This window comes from Mangrovimonas sp. sgz306409 (assembly GCF_059735265.1).
In genome coordinates this window covers 171016-189686 of sequence record NZ_JCAPEU010000005.1, presented here as the reverse complement: position 1 = coordinate 189686, position 18671 = coordinate 171016, and the positions used below count along the sequence as shown (strand labels likewise).

The window sequence follows — 18671 nt, the reverse complement described above, 5'->3', positions numbered from 1 at the left end:
TCACAATGTTTAAAAACTGCAAGTAGTCAGTAAAAAGTGGACAGCTCCAACTTAAAGGAAAGCGCGTGTTTCTAATAAAAAAGTAAATTTAAGCATGGAAACACAAAAAATCCTTGGAAAGAAAACTTCTTTATCCGGAATAAAAAGAGGCTTTGTCAAGGAGAAAAAACAGAAACAGAAAAGTATAAATCAATAAAGAAATAATCCATTCTAAAACTCTGAGGAAAGGCATTACTGAAGTGAACAAACTTGATATGGAATGAAATTAGAAAATGTTACCAATAATGCCTAAACCCAATTATGGCCGATGCGACGACGTCCCAATCCACTAGGAATTGCTAACGTCAGTTCTAAACCAAAATTCACTATTTTTAATCTTGTAACTAACAGTTATACCTGACCTTCTAACTCATTAACCAACCAAACCTATGATTAAGTTTTTTAGAAAGATTAGATACGACCTTATGGAACAAAACAAAACTGGAAAGTATCTTAAATATGCTTTAGGAGAAATTGTGCTTGTCGTTATTGGAATTTTAATAGCATTACAAATTAATAATTGGAACGAACAGAGAAAAGTAAACAATAAAGAATATCTAATCCTAAATGAGTTTCTTAATTCAATCAATGGGGACTTAAAGCAATATGAAGATTTTCTAAATCAAAGAATAGAAAGAAAAAAATCTGGGTTAGATAGTCTTCAGAGGTATGTTTTTCACAAAAAAACAATTAACGATTCACTTTTTTTAGATTTTTATGCCAATTTAAGTATGGACATGTACCTGCGATTCGATAATGGGCCGTTTGAAGCTCTAAAATCAACTGGTTTAGATGTAATAAGAAATGATTCTTTAAGAACAGCAATTAATAGGGCTTACACTTCCAGATTACCTAACGCTACCTATTTTGCCAATGGCTTAAATAAGAGAACCGAATCCGAAATATCTGAATTCCAATACAAGTTTTTAAAGTTAAAGCGAGTATATCATGATAATGGACAGGAACACATGCATTTTGACCTAAAAGTCGAAGATATTCTAAATAATCAAGATTTTCTTTGGGCTTTTGATTTAGAACGTCAAAAGTATGAAGAGTATCAAAGAAGGTCAAATTCAATTAAAACTACTTTATTAGAATTAAAAACAATGATAGAAATGGAATTAGAAAAATAACGAAAGCACAACAATGCTATAAATAATTGCTTGTTCTCGCCTACTTCTGAAAATCCTCGCAATTTTGCTATCTTAGTTTCTTAACTCGAAAATCCTGAGGATATTCATCCAACAAAAGCACGAAACCTGCTATGATTCAACAGATTGCTAGTATGTGAACCAAAGAAAAAAGCGTATATTTAAGTTGCTTTCTTAAGCGTATAAATCCAGAGAATCCATCCCCGCCAAAATCACACCATAAACACTACTGCAAGCTAAAGCAACTCTTAACAAATGAAAAATGTAATCATAATATTTATCCTATTCATTGCTTTGGGTTGCAAACAGAAAGATTCTCAAAAGGAAAATGACGAAACTTCTGAAAATATTGAGAAACTTAATTTTTGGAAAAAACAATTTGCCCAAAAGGAGTCAGACGCCCTGAAAGAGCCCTTTGTTGGAATTTTTACAGAAAGTGGCGATTCGGCTGATTTGTTTCAAATTCATTCTACAGGGGTTTCAACTTTACCAATTCAAAAAGCTGCTGAACATTTTTTAAATAGCTTATCTCCTTCACAACTGCAACGTACCACATTCGACATAGATGATGAGGAATGGAGAAAATGGTGTAATGTAGACAACGGCATATATGACCGGCAAGGAGTTAGCCTGAAAGAATTGACCGAGAATCAGAAAAAAAATGTTTTTCAATTAATTCAAGAGTCGTTAAGTGCTAAAGGTCTCCAGCTTAGCAAAGATATTATGAAGACTGACCATACGCTTAAAGAACTCAACAACGGTTTATGGTATTATGATGAAGAATTGTATTTCCTGACCATTATGGGGAACCCCTCAAGTACGGAACCTTGGGGTTGGCAATTGGATGGACACCACCTAATTATTAACTACTTTATTTTAGGAGACCAAGTTGTAATGTCTCCTGTGTTTATGGGAGGGGAACCAATAATTACAACTACCGGGAAGTACAAAGGAAATACCCTCTTTCAAGACGAACAGAATTTAGGATTGCACATTATGCTGTCTTTAACCCCAGAACACCAAAAAGAAGCCACAATCTCAAAAATTAAAACTGACAATAACAATGTGGCTGAAGCCAATAAAGATAATTTAAAGCTCAATTATCAAGGGGTTCAAGTCTCAAAATTTTCTAATGAACAGAGGCAAAAACTCCTAGACTTAATTTATTTGTACATCAGCAATATTCGGGAGGGACACGATAAAGTCAAAATGGAGGAAGTAAAGGCACATATAAATAACACCTGGTTTTCATGGGTTGGAGACACCTCTGAAGATGCTGTTTTTTACTATCGAATTCATAGTCCGGTTGTATTAATTGAATTTGATCATCAAAAAGTCGTTGGTGTACCGAATGCCGATGATGGAAAACCGTCAAGAAACCATATTCATACAGTTGTAAGAACACCAAACGGAAATGATTATGGGAAAGATTTATTGAGACAACATAAAGAAAAACACCACCACAATAATTAACAGCCAGCAACTAACAACATATATAAGCCCAGCTGGTGTACGAAATCGAAGATTCAGCGAGGCTAAGGTACCCGCTCCCTAAGTCATAGCCAAAAGGCTCACTACTCACAACTCACTCCCTCGTCACTTCGATTTCTGTTGACGCAGGAAACAGCATATCGAGAAGTATCACTCATTACTGGCAAATTTTATGATTTATTTATAGATTTTTCTTACATGTTATTAAAAATAACCTATTAATTTCATCAAAACATAAACCAACACATATATAGGTAACAAGATGAAAAAAGTAATAACAACCTTATTCATAATCTTTGCTCTTAATTCCATTTTTGGCCAAATCGAGGAAAATATCCACGAATTAAACTCAATGGAGAATCTTTTAACCGAGGATGTTAAAGGAATTCTAGATTCAAATTTAACCGGCAAAAAAGTTGTGTTTTTAGGGGAGGCTGAACATCATATTGGCTCAGATTTTTTAGCTAAAACTCAATTTGTAAAGTATTTAGTTCTAGAAAAAGGATATAAAGACATTGCTTTTGAAGGCGACTTTTTCGGACTTTATTTTGAGCATGACAAGAATAATTTATACTCCTTTTGGTCTCGCTCCTTACAATGTGAAGAACTATTCGAATTTTTAAAAGAACACAATGTTACCATTTGGGGCTTCGACAATCAAATGGGCTCTGGATATACCTATATTAATTTCACCAAAAAACTATCTGAATTCCTTATAACCAACTCGATTAGTTTTGAAGAAAATTTTATTGCAAAAACTGAAACTTACATTAAAAACAGGAAAAAAGCCAACAGTATTCTTGGTAAAACAGATTTGGAATATTTAGTCAACGAAGTTGAAAGGATTTTAAAAAATGATAAAGTTATTCAAAACAAACTTTGGTTTCAATTTTTAGAAAGCTTCAAAAGTGATATTATCATAAATTCAACGCATTCAAAAATTGCCAAAGCAATCCCGGTAAGAGATAGTCAGATGGCAAAAAACCTTGATTTTTTGGTTAAAACAATGCCAGAAAAAAAATTCATTGTGTGGCTAGCCAATGCCCATATGGCAAAATATGAATACGATTTTATGAAAGGCCAAACTATGGGAGGTCAGTTTGTAAATTTAAATCCAAACATCTCGTATCATATTGCAATTTCATCAATCCATATGCCCTACAGAACAGGAAAAAAGATAGAGAAATGGAGCAATGACCAAGAAAACCTACTGAACCTTCTACCATCAACCGAAAAAAACTACTTCATCGATTCCAAACAGCTCATTGCTGACCATCCAGATTATGCAGAAAAGAAATATGATGGAATGTTCAACCTTGAAGAAAATAAAACCAATTGGTTCAAACATTTTGATGCCTTAGTTTTTGTTGGGAAAGGAGAAAAAGTAAAATATCCTGAAATAAAATAAAAAACTGTTGCCAATATCATGTAACAAAAATGGCTTCATATTTTCATGCAACCAAAACATTCACAAACCGTTTTACTGCAATACCCCATCAAAGGCAAAAAACCCAATGAATGATAGAATTTGATTTAGACAAGCAAACAATAAAGGACCTAGGCATATTTGATGATATTAGATCCTCAAATTCAATTTCAAACTTCTATAACCACACCAAAACATCTGGTGGCAAGGATTTCTTATATCAGTTAATGAGTATGCAAGAGGGAAAACAATAAAAGAGGGAATCCAAAGAGATTATTTGAGGCTATTCAACACCTCGACTCCCCAGATATAAATTAAAAGGAAAATCAGTAAGACGTGGAGCTGACTACTTTTAAAAAATGGTTTAAGTAGAACTTTCCTATGGGCAATTCCTTTTTATTGATTTCTACCAATTCGTGAGTATAAGATTTGATTTTGTTTATAGGAACAATAAATGACCTGTGGATGCGAACAAAATTGTTTTTGTCAATCATGGCTTCAATAGCCGATATGGTTTGTCTGCATAAGTGCATTTTATCAGGTGTAAATATTTTGATATAGTCTTTATCGCTCTCGATATAAAGAATATCATCCAAAATAATTCTAACCTGTTTTCTATTGATACGAAGATAGATGGAATCAATACCCGATTTTCTATCGAGTTCAAAAGTTTCATTGCCAATTAAGGAGGCTTCATAACCAGGTAAGGCTTTGTTCACTGCTTTTAAAAAACGTTCAAAACGTATGGGCTTTAATAAATAATCCACAGCATCAAGTTCAAACCCATCCAAAGCATACTCTTTATAAGCAGTTGTAAAGATCACTTTGGGTGCTTTTTTAATAGAGCGTATTAATTCGGTTCCCAATAATTCAGGCATTCTTATGTCTAAAAAGAGGATATCAACTTCGTTGGTCTGAAGAAATACAAAAGCATCTATGGCATTATTGCATTCACCAACAAGTTGTAAAACAGGTAATTTTTTTAAATATCGTTTTAACACATCTCTAGCCAAAGGCTCGTCATCGACTATCAGGCATCTTGGTTTTATATTTTCAAAACTGTTCATATGCTGTTAAAGGTGCTATGCTTGGTTGGGTTGCTCCCCCTTCATCGATATCTAATTCAACTTGAAGATTGACAACAAATACTTCGGGGTCATCTTTTATGTCCAGTTGATGTTTGTTGGGGTAGATAAGCTGTAACCTGCGCTGAATATTTTCAATGCCTGTGCCCTTTCGCTTTTTAATTGATGTTTTTTTATTTTTTTTACCGTTCATCAGTTTCATTGTAAACTGATTATTTTGAAGTTCTGCTTTTATATTAATCCAAGGATTATCAATAATTTTACTAGCTCCATGTTTAAAACAATTTTCCACCAATGGCAGTAACAGTAATGGCGCAATTGTAATATCGCTAGTGTTAGTTGGGAACGAATAATGTAAATCTAGTTTTTTATCGTACCTTATTTTTTCTAGGTTGAGATAATCAATAATCATTTCAAGTTCATTTTCCAAAGGCACCTTTTTTTTCTTGCCTTCATCCAATATATATCTTAAAATATGGGATAGTTCCAAAATCATTTTGGCACTTTTCGGAGATTCTTCCTGAGCCTGTGAATATATGTTGTTTAATGTGTTAAACATAAAATGTGGCTGTATTTGGGCCATGAGAAGTCGTAATTGCGCATCGGAGTTTTCTTGTTGTAATTGCTGGTTGCGTAACGTTTTTAAATAGTAATGTTTAAACATTTTAAAACTTCCGGCCAATGCAGCCCCTGTTAAGCCACCCTGTAAGCTTGCCAAATAAGCTGTGTGAAGTTTTTTGGAGAAGGAATCTGCAGTAAAAAACAGTTGACTGGTAGATATCCAAGGGACTCTGTCCCATGGGAAAATGATTAGAAATACCACATGGAAACAACTGGCTATTATGAAAAATACGATTCCCCATATAACAGCTTCAACGTATTTGTGTTTGAATACATATTTGGGGAAAATAAAATAAAGTAATGGATAAATTAAAACCATTTGAGGAGCAAGAAAGAAAGCGCATTCCACGATGGTTTTATACAAGCTTCTAAAATGGCCTGTTTGCATATAAATAACAGGATTAAGGTATCTAACCATCGTAAAATAGCCCCCCCAGAAAAGCCAAAAAAATACATGCCGTCCTAGACGATGCCATTTCTTATCCGATAATATAAACTCGCTTATCGACATATGTACCCATTTTTCCCCAAATGTATCAATATAAACATCAAGCCTTTGGCTTTAGCTGCATACAGACCTTAATTTGAGACAAACACATACAAAACTGCGATAAAGCGCTGTAATCCTATTTCTTTTTGTCTCTATCGCTGTTACTTCACATCCTGTCGCTTTTATAATCTCAATTCAAAGGTGCAGATTAAATTTAATCATAATTTCTCAATACAATCAACTGTAAATCAACATTTAGAACAGCTCCCTCTATAGGATTGATTGTAACCTGTACAGTAATACAGTTTAGACTATTAATGAAAAAAGAAAAAGTTGAAATGCTCCCAAGTCAATTCCAAAAAGAACCAAACCGCACATTATCAATACTTAAAATGAAAAATTATGAAAACAACACAGGTGGCAACCTTAAATGCTTGGAAGTTTAAATTAGGATGCGCTTTGCTAACTATTCTGTTAGTTTTGAATGTGTCTTGCTCTAAAGACGAGGATTTAGAGATTATTGATGATGAAAATACGATGATGTTGAAAAATACTTCGGCAAATCATTCCGCTAGTACAGTCTTGGCTTGGAATCAGGCTATGGAAGATCTTTATACATTTCCATTAGGCCCAAGTACACCCCCGCCCGCAGCTGCTTATACTTGGGCATTGGTGCATCTGGCCATGCATGATGCCCTTAATTGTATAACGCCTCGGTATGAAACCTATGCTGGCGTTCCTAGAGATAAGGATGCCGATCCTGATGCGGCCGTATCTCAAGCGGCATATGATGTTCTCATGGCAGTAAATCAATTTCCTTTTGCTGCGGTTTATCTACCACAAAATCTAGGAAGTATCAATGCATTATTGGAGACCTCTTTAAATTCGGTTCCTGAAGGAGATGCCAAAAACAGAGGAATCGCGTTGGGCCATGCCGTAGCACAGGCCATCATGAATAAAAGGGCCGGTGATTTACAAAATTTAGTTCCAGGTTCTCCTAATCAACCTGCGGAAGGCACCTTACCAGGACAATATCGCTACCAACCTTATCCTTTAGCTCCAAATGGTATGGGATATGGCTTTCCTTTCTATCATAACCTTCAACCATTTTTTATGGAAGCAAGTGATATGTTTAGATCAGAGCCTCCTTATACCATAGATTCCCCTGAATATGCAGCAGATTTTAATGAAACTAAAGATTATGGGGCATTAAACAGTCAGGTTCGTTCGGCAGACCAATCTGAGTTAGGAGTGTTTTGGGCAGAAAATTCCAATCGAGGTTGGAATGTTATGGCCAGACAAGTGAGGGACACTTATAATGAAAATTCGCAAAACGCATGGAAAACGGCAAGATACCTAGCTTTAGTACATGGAGCGATTGCCGATGCATATATATCTATATTCGATAGTAAAATGTATTACTATTTCTGGAGACCAATATCGGCTATCCGTCTAGCTGATAATGATGGAAATGATGCAACCGCTGCAGATCCGTCATGGGTGCCAGTACTCAATACTCCCGCAGTAGGCGAATATCCATCTGCACACGCCATTTCAGGTGCTACGGCTGGACAAATAATAATTCGCTTTTTCGATAACAGGGATAATTATGAAATTCATCAAGACAGTGGCTATAAGCCAGGTGTAATCCGTTCCTTCTCCTCGATTTCAGACGCTGTAAGAGAAAATTCTTTATCACGAATTTATATTGGTTATCACTTTAGATTGGCTGTTGATGTAGGTGAAGACTTGGGCCGGGAATTGGGCGATTATGTTTTTGAAAATGCTCTTAAAGCTAACTAATAAAACAAACTTGTACATCGTAAAAATCTAATTTACATATGAGACAAACACCCTATAAATCACTGATTATACGCACATAAATTACCCTAAGATGTATTTCGTATACAAAAAAGAATTAATTTTAATACTCCTTAAATTAAAGGATAGAGATAAACCCCAAACGGAATATGATTTTAATTGAAATCATTAAAATATTCAGTTTGGGGTTTCTTTTTTACCCTATTGCTTTTTAATCACTCCAGTGACAATTTTTGTATTTGAATATTAAGTAATAGTCCCAAATTGCATAATAAAGAATCCCTAAGTAGTTGAAGTAATTTAAGTTTGACTAAAGTCATGTATGATGAAACATGCAACTATTTTATGCCTTTCCCTTTTCTTTTTTATACAGGGCATTTTTGCGCAAAAGGAAGATCAGGATAAAGAAATCCTGATGGATACCTTATCTGAAGTAGTGGTTACATCGCTTTTACGTCCCGAAAAAATAACCCGTGCACCTGCTTCTGTACAGGTGTTAACTTCTGAAGATTTCAATCGCTTTTCAGGTTCTAATGTTGGTGAATTATTAGCCACAGTTCAAGGGGTAGAGTTTACAAGATATGGGGTAGATGGCACCACTTTTAATGCAAGAGGATTAAATAGTGCGTTTAACAATAAGGTACTTCAAATTGTTGATGGCCGCATTAGTACAGCCGCCTTAAGTGGCGGTTTACCTATCTTTAATAACGGTACAACGGTTAAGGATGATATCCAGCAAATGGAAATTATTCTAGGTCCACAAACAGCGTTGTTCGGGCCGAATGCGCATAATGGAGTCTTCAATACGATTACTAAAGACCCTCGAATTTATCAAGGCACATCCATGTCTTTAAGTGCAGGAAATCAGTATCAGTTTAGCGGGCGGTTAAGACATGCACAAAAAATCAACAATACCTGGGCTTGGAAAGTTACAGGGGAATACGCTAGTGGCCGGGATTTTTATTTTATTGATAGTGTTTACGTACCAGCTTCGCCCAAAGCTATTCCTGAGCATCATGTTGATTTTGATTTTAAGCATCTACGGGGAGAAGCACAGTTATTCTATAACATAAATTCGAAAACCGAAATTATTCTGTCTGGTGGCGCAAGCAGCAATGATTTTGTACAAGTTGTTTCAAGTGGACGAAACCAAATGAGGAGGTTCACCTATAGTTTTGTACAGGCCCGGTTAATAAGTCCTCATTTTTATGCTAATGTTTACAATACATGGGGAAGTTTAGGAAAGAGCTATAGCATAACAAGCTATACCCAGAACTTTTGGATGAGATCACAACCAGGTGACACCTATCTACCACCGGAAGAAGCCGAAGAATTTTCTTTAAAAAGTGCCAGCATTAAAGAAAAAAGTAGGCGGTTTAACGCCGATTTTCAGTACAATACCAGTTTCCCAAAAGTGGGATTGTTTTTAGTGGGTGGATTGGATTTTGAAAATGCACGTCCCAATACAGATAATGGAACCAGTGTGGTTGGAGAGTCCGGAGAGATCTCAGTATTTCAAATTGGAGTCGTATTACAACTTGAAAAAAAAATAATAACGAATGTTCGCGCCATAGGTGCTATTCGCTTTGATAAAAATGATAATTTCAACGATTTGTTTGCCCCAAAAATTACTTTGGTAAAAGACTTTCCTCATGGGAATATCCGCTTAGGTTGGGCTAAAGCCTATGCATTACCGTCCATTCAAAATCAATATGCCAGTATCCGAAATTATCTTTTGGGAAATGGAGGGAAAGGTGTGGCATATATTCCCAATAACTCCTCGATTAATGATTCCGAAGCCATTGTGAATACACAGCCTTTAAAACCCGAAGAAGTCAAAACATGGGAGTTTGGATTTAAAGGACAGCCCATTAAAAAACTTTGGGTGGATGCCAATGTGTATTATGGATCCAGTAAAAATTTTATTACCCCAGCGCTGCCTGTTGGAGGCAGAGCCCTGTCCGTTAATGGAATTGAGGTAACACATAACCCGAGTTTTGCAGGGACAGTGAGTAACGATACATTGCAAGGGGCCAATTTTCTAACCTTTTTTAATTACGGTAAAGCAAAGGTGTATGGCCTAGATATAGGTACCTCTTACAATTTTACACCTTCGGTGAAATTAACACTTAAATATTCTTGGCTTAATGCAAATTTTGAAGAGAATGATGCCAACAAAGATGGCATTATATCGCCTTCAGAAAAAAGTATCAATGCACCCAATCATAGAGGTATTGCGCAGTTATCCGTAGAAAAACTTTGCAAGAATCGATTAGATCTTTCCATGATAACCAGAGTCGTTCAAAAATATGATTTTTACAGTGGCAATCAGGTTGGAAGTGAAGAAGGATCTGGAACCCGAACACCTCCAACTAATTTTAACCATGGGCCCTTAGGAGGCTTTACTACTGTTGACTTTTCAGCAAAATACCAATGGCGTAAGAAGGTGTCCTTCAATTTTAATATAACCAATATATTTAATACCTATCAGATTGAATTTGTTGGAGCACCGTCTATTGGCAGATTAGCAATGATGAGTATAACAATTGCCGATTAACTAAGAATTAACCTTCCTAAGTCCCTCTCCCGCCAAAATCCCCGTCATTTCGAGTGATGTTACAGCAGAAAATAGCATATCGAGAAGTCACTACGCCGTCACCCTGAGCTTATCGAAGGGCTCACTACTCACCACCAACATCCCCACAGCCTGCTCTCCCAACAAGGGCACCAAATCCCCATTCACCTCCTGAAAATACTGCATCCCCAAAACCGCAATCCCAGTATGGTCAACAGGGTTCATCATCGTAGGAGTCAAATCAAAAGCATCCGCATCAAAGGTTCGGTCTACAGTTATGGGCACACTCAGTTCCAAGTGCTGCTCCAAAGTCTCAAAATCAAAATCCAGCACACCTAACCTAAACTGCACATGCGTACTCCCAGTAATAAAAGGCAGCTGCGAGGCCTTAAATTGGCTTACCGTTAAGGTCTGTAATTCCCAGTCAAAAGCCATCCTAAAAGGCACCTGCGTACTCAGTTGGCAATGCGGCGTATAGGCAAACCCCTTCAGCAATCCCTTACCTTCCGCCATGGTCATGCCTTGGGCTACACTACGCTTCCCACGAGCACTCACGGTATCCAAACTTTTAATTTTGGTAAACAACCCCAACAATCTACTATGAAAGTGACTAAAGGTGTACCCCTCATAAAACGGGCGCAAAGCTTGTCTAAAAGCCTTGTTCACCTTCGAGCATTGCCCAAATTCACTGCCATTCTCGCGCACCCGTACCATCTTGGGGTCCGTCTTGATGCGCTTCCCATCAAACCCGCCTGGGCGTCTTACCACGGGACTGCCATGTAAAAAATAAAAGGAAAGACCATCCAGCTGCCCCTCCAAACTTAAAATACCTCTTGATTTTGCCATAATGCTCTGTATCTCTTAGTAATTTACAGAATATAGTCCTAATAAACAAGGCATGATTAATATATAATTAAAGGAAGGATATAGTATAGTTATAGTATGCTTATAGCATGGATATAGTATGGATATAGCATAAAATGAGAATAGGTATTATTAAATCTAAGTACCCAATACTAACATCTAACGACTAAAATCCAATGCACAAAAAAAGCCGAACATTGCTGTTCGGCCTTTTTGTCGGGGTGGCAGGATTCGAACCTGCGACCTCCTGCTCCCAAAGCAGGCGCGATAACCGGGCTACGCTACACCCCGTAAGTGTGATCTCGTTGGGTAGTTTATCTCGAGCTTGTCGAGAGGCTACACCCCGAGTGGTTATCTAATCCATTAAGAACATCGCAATGCCCTTAAATTGGGTGTGCAAATATATAGCTTTTATTGAAAAACCAACAACATTTCTTCAGAAATTTAAAAACCTTGTAAAATTCCCTAATAGCAGTCAATATTTCAACAGTTAAATTAGGACAAATATCCTCTTTTGCCTTACTGTATTAAACATCCACAAACCATTGACTACCCAAACATTGAAGACAAACAAAGCCACTATAAACTTCCCTAACAACCATGAATAGGCATCCAATTGCTCTTTTGTCATCACAACAAAAAAAATCTTCAAACGCAAAAAACTCTAAAGACGCTCTTTGCTCCCATAAATCTAACCTACACCCAGTGCATGCTTTTATCACTTAGCATAAACATCCCATTTGAAAAGGAAATTTATTGGCCAAACTTTAAAATTTCAGTACCTTGACAACGCTTATTTCCTCCTGAGCAAAGTAGCTTTGGAAGAACATCGAACCCCTTTGGTTTAGAGATTGGATAAGCCTATAAATTGTCAAACTATTACGCTCAACATAATGAATCTATACACACTCTTTATTTCGCTATATCTCTCCTTTGGAGCTGGGACAAACTACTATACACCGGTACAAAAGTCATCGTTACAGGACAGCATCAAAAAAGGCAAAGTGGTGTATGAAAGCTTTTGCATGACCTGCCATATGGCCAACGGAGAAGGCCTCCCAAAAGCATTTCCTCCCTTGGCTAAAGCCGATTACCTTATGAACAAAAGAGCAGAGAGCATCAAAGCTATCAAATATGGACTTTCTGGGACCATCGTGGTCAATGGCAATACCTTCAAGGGCTCGATGGCCCCATTGGGATTGTCAGATAAACAGGTAGCCGATGTCATGAATTACATCACCAATTCATGGGGAAATCAAAACGATAAAATGGTCACGGAAAAAGAAGTTTCGGAAATTCGCCCTTGATTATTCTTGTAAATATTTAAATTTGCTTCATTAATAAAAGAGGAATTATGCTAATTATAGGGATTGCAGGAGGAACCGGCTGTGGCAAGACAACGGTAGTGAACCAGATACTCGAACAATCGCCTGATGGTGAGATTGGTATAATATCGCAGGATTCCTACTACAGGGACACCTCACACCTCACTTACGAGGAACGTACGGCCATCAATTTCGACCATCCAAGGTCCATCGATTTTGAGCTCATGGAAGCCCATCTTAAAGAACTTAAAGAGGGCAATACCATCGAGCAACCCGTGTACTCCTTCGTCAAGCACAACCGCACGGGCGAAACCGTAAAAACCGCTCCTACCAAAGTAATGATTGTAGAGGGCATTTTGATCCTTACCCACCCCGAACTGCGCAAATTATTCGACATTAAAATCTACGTGCATGCCGATAGTGACGAGCGCTTGATTCGCCGTTTGAAAAGGGACATCTCAGAACGTGGAAGAGATCTGGACGAAGTCCTGTCACGCTATCAGGACACCCTCAAGCCCATGCACGAACAGTTCATTGAACCAACAAAGGAATATGCCGACATCATTATTCCTAACAACAGATACAACACGGTGGCCATAGACATCGTAAAATCCATTATCAACCAAAGTTTATAAACGCGTTGACCTTTAAAATAAAATACCTTAAGCCCCTTAAAAATCCTTTCGTGCTCATCCTGTTGGGCTTTGCCGTTTGGATGCTGTTTTTTGATGCCAACTCCTGGCTCATCCACCATGAACTCAATACCGATATTGAAGAATTGGAAGATGAAAAAGAGTACTACAAAAAAGAGATTGCAAAAGACAAGAAAGCCATCAAGGCCCTGAGTACAGAAGAAGGCCTTGAAAAATTGGCCCGAGAAAAATATTATATGAAAAAAGCGAACGAGGAGATATACATTATCGAATACGAAGACAGCTTAAAAACACAATCGAACCATGACTAAATTGGCATTCAACGAATTTCAGGAGGTCTCTTCCAAACAATGGAAGCAGAAAATACAGGTCGACCTTAAAGGAGCCGATTATAACGACACCCTTATTTGGAATACCAACGAAGGCATCGATGTACGGCCTTTTTACCATTTGGATGAAATGGAATTGCCCTTTCCAGATCCAAACACACAAGCCTCAAAATGGACCATCAACCAGACCATTTTTGTAGCCGCTGAAGCAAAATCGAATACAAAGGCCAAAGAGGTCCTAAACCGTGGTGCGGAAAGCATCACCTTTGTCATTCCTTCTTCGGGAGTTGACTTAAACGCCCTAATGGAAGGATTACTAAATTCTGAAACAACCTTTCATTTCACCCTGCAGTTTTGCTCGGATGAGTTTGTAAAGGAATTAAAAGCGCTTTTAGGAAATACGTCTTTCGCGATCCATATTGACATTATAGGAAATTTGGCAAAAACAGGAAACTGGTACCGCAACCTGAACAGCGATATCGAAGCCTATAAAGCCATTGTGGCCGAAACCAACAGCATTACTATCAACCTGGGGCTATACCAAAATGCGGGAGCCAACCATATACAGGAACTGGCCTATGCTCTGGCCCACGCCAACGAATACCTAACCCATTTGGAAAGCAACCCTAGTATTAAGGCCACCTTCCAGGTGTCCGTGGGCAGCAATTACTTTTTTGAAATTGCCAAGCTTAGAGCCTTACGTTTGCTTTGGGCCTCTCTAGCTTCAGAATATAATGTAGACGAAACCTGCCATATCATTGCCACCCCTACCAAGCGCAACAAAACCCTGTACGATTACAATACCAACATGTTGCGCACCACTACTGAGTGTATGGCAGCCATTTTGGGAGGAGCAGATACCGTGGGTAACTTGGCCTATGACGCCATTTACCACAAAGACAACGAATTTGGCGAACGCATTGCCCGAAACCAACTCTTGGTACTCAAGCATGAAAGCTATTTCAACAAGGTGAACAATCCTGCCGACGGCGCCTATTATATTGAACAGCTCACAGACCAGTTGGCAGAAAAAGCTCTGGAATTGTTCAAGGACATCGAGCAACAGGGAGGCCTGTTGAAACAGTTAAAAGAAGGCACTATTCAACGTAAAATAAAGGAAAGCGCCAACAAGGAGCAAGAAGCCTTTAACAAAGGCGAATTGGTACTTTTAGGAACCAACAAACACCCCAACCCAGAGGATAGAATGAAAGACGAGTTGGAACTTTACCCCTTTGTCAAAACCAATCCGGTAAAGACACTTCTCCCGCCAATCGTAGAAAGACGCTTGGCCGAAGCTTTGGAACAACAACGAATCAAATCAGAATAACCAAATCATTTAAAATTATGAAATTTAAATTAGTGACATTATCAGTAATCTTAAGTTTTACCTTGTTCAACTGCAAACAGGAATCCAGCACGCCGGACATTCCTTTAATATATGCCAACCGCAACGAGATCAAGCTCTGCAACAGCAAGGACTCCTTACTATTGAACGAAGCCCTGCAATCTTTTGAAACCGATCTTTTGGACACCTATGGAGACGAAAAGAAAAACAGCAATAGGGCCTACACCCAGTTTTTCAATGCGGTGAGAACCAAAAGAATTGATTATACAACCATGGCTTCAGACCATACCAAGGAAGTTTTGGGAGCCCTAAAAACACAACAGGGGCTTTGGGTTACCGATGGCACCGAATACCACCTAGACTACAACAACCCAATTGTAGAGTGTGTGAGCACCAACATGACCGAGTCTGGTTTTAAAACCACTTTTAAAGCCTTATTGGACACAAACAGCATGAGCTACAGAATGTATGGAGAGGCCATTAGAAAACAGACTACCGTGCTAAACAAAGACAAATATTTGGCACTTTTTGTGGCTTTGGACATGTACTATGCAAAAATGCTCAACATCGACTTTTCAAAAGTGGAAGCAGCCTCTAATGTTGATTTCAACCAAACACCTCCTAAACAGGAAGACAACCACGAAGGACACAACCACTAATCATGTATAAAAAACTGCTTTCCATATCCCTCTTGTTCCTTACGCTAACCTCTTGTATGCAGGTGGCACAGCAAGTCAACAATTGGGCGGAACCTATAGAAGGAAGTGAAATATATGGCGACTATTTCCAATTGGATGACGACGCCATAAAAGTATTTCTGCCGGACTCATTTGTAAAATATTCGGCGGTGGAATACCACCAGATGTTGGATTCTATGCTTACCAAAGAAGCCTATGAATTTGAAACTAGAAGGCTCAGGTATTTAAGGGAAATGGAAGGCAATCATTATCTATTTTTCGATAAGGGAAATGGCGCTACTTACAGTATAAACACCATGCCCTTTACCCCTATATACAAGAGAGACGCCCAACAACTATTGGGGCTGATCAGGCTAAACTACGAACAAACAACCGCAGGCTCCGATTTGGAATTCAATAAAATAACAGCAAAATACAGTTCCAATTCGGGCACCCAAATATTCAAAGCGGTCTATCGCGTTGATAATAAGGAGACGCAAATTACGGCCTACAGCGCCAGTTATATACTGTCTGGGAACAAAAAAACGGTAATGATAAATCTAACCACTCCTTTTGAAGTGGATTTTGATCCCTACCTTCAAAAAATGATACTCTAATGCAAAGAAAAAATCTTCAACATATCACCCTCAAAAGGACCTTGGAAGCTCCCGAAAAGAGCGTTCAGGAAACCTTTCAAACGGCCGAGGACATTCCGGTAAAAACCACCTACTCCAAAGCCGATTTGGAGGAAGTGGACCACCTAAATTTCGTAGCAGGGATCGCGCCCAATTTACGTGGGCCTTACAGTACCATGTACGTAAGACGCCCTTGGACCATACGCCAATATGCCGGTTTTTCCACAGCGCAGGAAAGTAACGCCTTTTACAGAAGAAATTTGGCCGCCGGTCAAAAAGGACTCTCTGTAGCCTTCGATTTGGCAACCCACAGAGGCTATGACTCCGACCACGAACGTGTGGTGGGCGATGTTGGAAAAGCAGGAGTAGCCATAGACTCCGTAGAGGACATGAAAGTGCTTTTCGACCATATTCCATTGGACAAAATGAGCGTTTCCATGACCATGAACGGTGCTGTTTTGCCCATCATGGCCTTTTACATCGTGGCGGCCGAAGAACAAGGCGTAAAACCGGAACAACTCTCTGGAACCATTCAAAATGACATCCTGAAGGAATTTATGGTGCGTAATACCTATATCTACCCGCCTACACCTTCCATGAAGATCATTTCGGATATTTTTGAATACACCAGCCAGCACATGCCAAAATTCAACAGTATCAGTATTTCGGGCTACCACATGCAGGAAGCCGGTGCTACCTGCGATATTGAATTGGCATACACCTTGGCCGACGGATTGGAATACATCCGTAAAGGATTGGATGCAGGGATGGACATCGACACCTTTGCGCCTCGCCTTTCCTTCTTTTGGGCCATTGGAATGAACCACTTTATGGAAATTGCCAAAATGAGGGCGGCCAGAATGCTCTGGGCAAAACTCCTCAAGCAATTCAATCCTAAAAATGAAAAATCATTGGCATTGCGAACCCACTGTCAAACTTCGGGATGGAGTTTGACGGAACAGGATCCCTTCAACAATGTGGCTCGAACTTGTATAGAAGCAGCTGCAGCAGCGTTTGGAGGCACCCAATCCTTGCATACCAATGCCTTAGATGAGGCCATTGCACTCCCAACGGATTTTTCGGCACGTATTGCAAGAAATACACAAATCTACCTTCAGGAAGAAACCCAAATTACCAAAACTGTGGATCCTTGGGGAGGCAGTTATTATGTAGAAAAACTTACCCACGATATTGCAGAAAAGGCTTGGGCGCTCATTGAAGAAGTAGAAGCACATGGAGGAATGACCAAAGCTATCGAGGCCGGTATCCCAAAAATGAGAATCGAGGAAGCGGCCGCCCGTAAACAGGCCCGCATCGATTCTGGACAGGATATCATTGTTGGGGTGAATAACTACAGATTGGAGCACGAAGCGCCCATCCAAACCTTGGAAGTAGACAACCAAACCGTACGAACCCAACAGATAGAACGTTTAAATAGCCTAAAGGCCAAGCGTAACAGCGAAGCCGTACAACAGGCCCTTTCAAAACTAACCGAAGCCGCCCACAGCGGTGCCGAAAATCTATTGGCCCTAGCCGTAGAAGCGGCCCGCGAACGTGCTACTTTAGGAGAAATCAGTGATGCTTTGGAAACAGTCTTCGGCCGTTACAAAGCGCAAATAAAATCAGTTTCAGGTGTGTACAGTAAAGAAATAAAAGAAGACGATTCCTTTAAAAAAGCAAGAGAATTAGCCGATACATTCGCCAATCAAGATGGTCGCAGACCGCGTATCATGATTGCCAAAATGGGTCAGGACGGTCACGATCGTGGGGCCAAAGTAGTCGCCACAGGATATGCCGACATAGGCTTTGACGTGGATATTGGTCCATTGTTCCAGACCCCTCAGGAAGCTGCCAAACAGGCTGTTGAAAATGACGTCCACGTGTTGGGAGTATCCTCTTTGGCCGCCGGTCATAAAACCCTGGTACCACAGGTAGTAGAGGCCCTCAAAGCCTATGGTCGTGAAGACATTTTAGTAATTGTTGGCGGGGTAATCCCAAAACAGGATTACCAATATTTATTTGATGCCGGCGCAGTAGCTGTATTTGGTCCCGGAACCAAAATTAGCGATGCAGCCATTCAAATTTTAGAAATTTTGATTGACGAATAAAGAGTATCGCCACCACATATAGCCCCAATAAACCCT

General features: G+C 39.1%; 15 protein-coding genes and 1 tRNA gene. 12 read left to right on the top strand and 4 right to left on the bottom strand.

Annotated elements, in window-relative coordinates; all coding sequences use genetic code 11:
* Positions 1-464: 464 nt before the first annotated feature.
* The 3 genes from AC6I5C_RS10450 (at position 465) to AC6I5C_RS10440 (ending at position 4089) form a co-directional block, all read left to right on the top strand.
* Positions 465-1172 carry a DUF6090 family protein gene (locus tag AC6I5C_RS10450; RefSeq protein WP_497905109.1) on the top strand — a complete coding sequence of 236 codons (708 nt, stop codon included), beginning with the start codon at positions 465-467 and terminating at the stop codon, positions 1170-1172.
* 273 nt (positions 1173-1445) lie between these two features.
* Positions 1446-2663, top strand: a complete 1218-nt coding sequence (locus tag AC6I5C_RS10445) for a DUF3500 domain-containing protein (protein ID WP_497905108.1) — start codon at positions 1446-1448, stop codon at positions 2661-2663.
* Between the two features lie 280 nt (positions 2664-2943).
* Positions 2944-4089, top strand: coding sequence for an erythromycin esterase family protein (locus AC6I5C_RS10440; RefSeq protein WP_497905107.1), 1146 nt, complete (start codon positions 2944-2946; stop codon positions 4087-4089).
* 344 nt (positions 4090-4433) lie between these two features.
* Here the strand turns inward: AC6I5C_RS10440 and AC6I5C_RS10435 are convergent, their stop codons facing one another.
* Both AC6I5C_RS10435 and AC6I5C_RS10430 read right to left on the bottom strand, forming a co-directional pair.
* Entirely contained in the window at positions 4434-5174 is a 741-nt protein-coding gene (locus AC6I5C_RS10435) for a LytR/AlgR family response regulator transcription factor (RefSeq protein WP_497905106.1), read from the bottom strand.
* Positions 5161-6015, bottom strand: coding sequence for a sensor histidine kinase (locus AC6I5C_RS10430; RefSeq protein ID WP_497905105.1), 855 nt, complete (start codon positions 6013-6015; stop codon positions 5161-5163). The genes AC6I5C_RS10435 and AC6I5C_RS10430 overlap by 14 nt, the downstream gene beginning before the upstream one ends.
* Before the next feature lie 690 nt (positions 6016-6705).
* On the opposite strand from AC6I5C_RS10430, the gene AC6I5C_RS10425 reads away from it, so the two are divergent.
* Positions 6706-8106, top strand: coding sequence for a vanadium-dependent haloperoxidase (locus AC6I5C_RS10425; RefSeq protein ID WP_497905104.1), 1401 nt, complete (start codon positions 6706-6708; stop codon positions 8104-8106).
* A 340-nt stretch (positions 8107-8446) separates the two neighbouring features.
* A complete protein-coding gene (locus AC6I5C_RS10420) occupies positions 8447-10681 on the top strand; it encodes a TonB-dependent receptor plug domain-containing protein (protein WP_497905103.1) in 2235 nt (744 codons plus the stop codon).
* 90 nt (positions 10682-10771) lie between these two features.
* Here AC6I5C_RS10420 and AC6I5C_RS10415 read toward each other — a convergent pair whose 3' ends face one another.
* Positions 10772-11545, bottom strand: a complete 774-nt coding sequence (locus AC6I5C_RS10415; protein ID WP_497905102.1) for a hypothetical protein — start codon at positions 11543-11545, stop codon at positions 10772-10774.
* Between the two features lie 234 nt (positions 11546-11779).
* Positions 11780-11854 (bottom strand) — tRNA-Pro (locus tag AC6I5C_RS10410).
* Between the two features lie 602 nt (positions 11855-12456).
* Here AC6I5C_RS10410 and AC6I5C_RS10405 point away from each other — a divergent pair.
* From AC6I5C_RS10405 to scpA, 7 genes are read left to right on the top strand one after another with little or no spacing between them, the layout of a single operon-like run.
* A complete protein-coding gene (locus AC6I5C_RS10405; protein ID WP_082331895.1) occupies positions 12457-12870 on the top strand; it encodes a c-type cytochrome in 414 nt (137 codons plus the stop codon).
* A 47-nt stretch (positions 12871-12917) separates the two neighbouring features.
* The gene (gene udk, locus AC6I5C_RS10400; protein WP_497905101.1) at positions 12918-13523 is read left to right on the top strand and encodes a uridine kinase; all 606 of its coding nucleotides are present in this window, start codon (positions 12918-12920) and stop codon (positions 13521-13523) included.
* A gap of 50 nt (positions 13524-13573) precedes the next feature.
* Positions 13574-13852 (top strand): FtsB family cell division protein, encoded by a 279-nt coding sequence (locus AC6I5C_RS10395; RefSeq protein ID WP_497905100.1) that lies wholly within the window; start codon positions 13574-13576, stop codon positions 13850-13852.
* On the top strand, positions 13845-15197 hold the full coding sequence (locus AC6I5C_RS10390; RefSeq protein WP_497905099.1) for a methylmalonyl-CoA mutase subunit beta: 1353 nt from the start codon (positions 13845-13847) through the stop codon (positions 15195-15197). Before AC6I5C_RS10395 ends, AC6I5C_RS10390 begins: the two co-directional genes overlap by 8 nt.
* A 17-nt stretch (positions 15198-15214) precedes the next feature.
* Positions 15215-15874 (top strand): hypothetical protein, encoded by a 660-nt coding sequence (locus tag AC6I5C_RS10385; protein WP_497905098.1) that lies wholly within the window; start codon positions 15215-15217, stop codon positions 15872-15874.
* A gap of 2 nt (positions 15875-15876) precedes the next feature.
* Complete coding sequence (locus AC6I5C_RS10380) at positions 15877-16509, top strand: hypothetical protein (RefSeq protein ID WP_497905097.1); 633 nt, start codon at positions 15877-15879, stop codon at positions 16507-16509.
* Complete coding sequence (gene scpA, locus AC6I5C_RS10375; RefSeq protein ID WP_497905096.1) at positions 16509-18635, top strand: methylmalonyl-CoA mutase; 2127 nt, start codon at positions 16509-16511, stop codon at positions 18633-18635. Before AC6I5C_RS10380 ends, scpA begins: the two co-directional genes overlap by 1 nt.
* Positions 18636-18671: the final 36 nt, after the last annotated feature.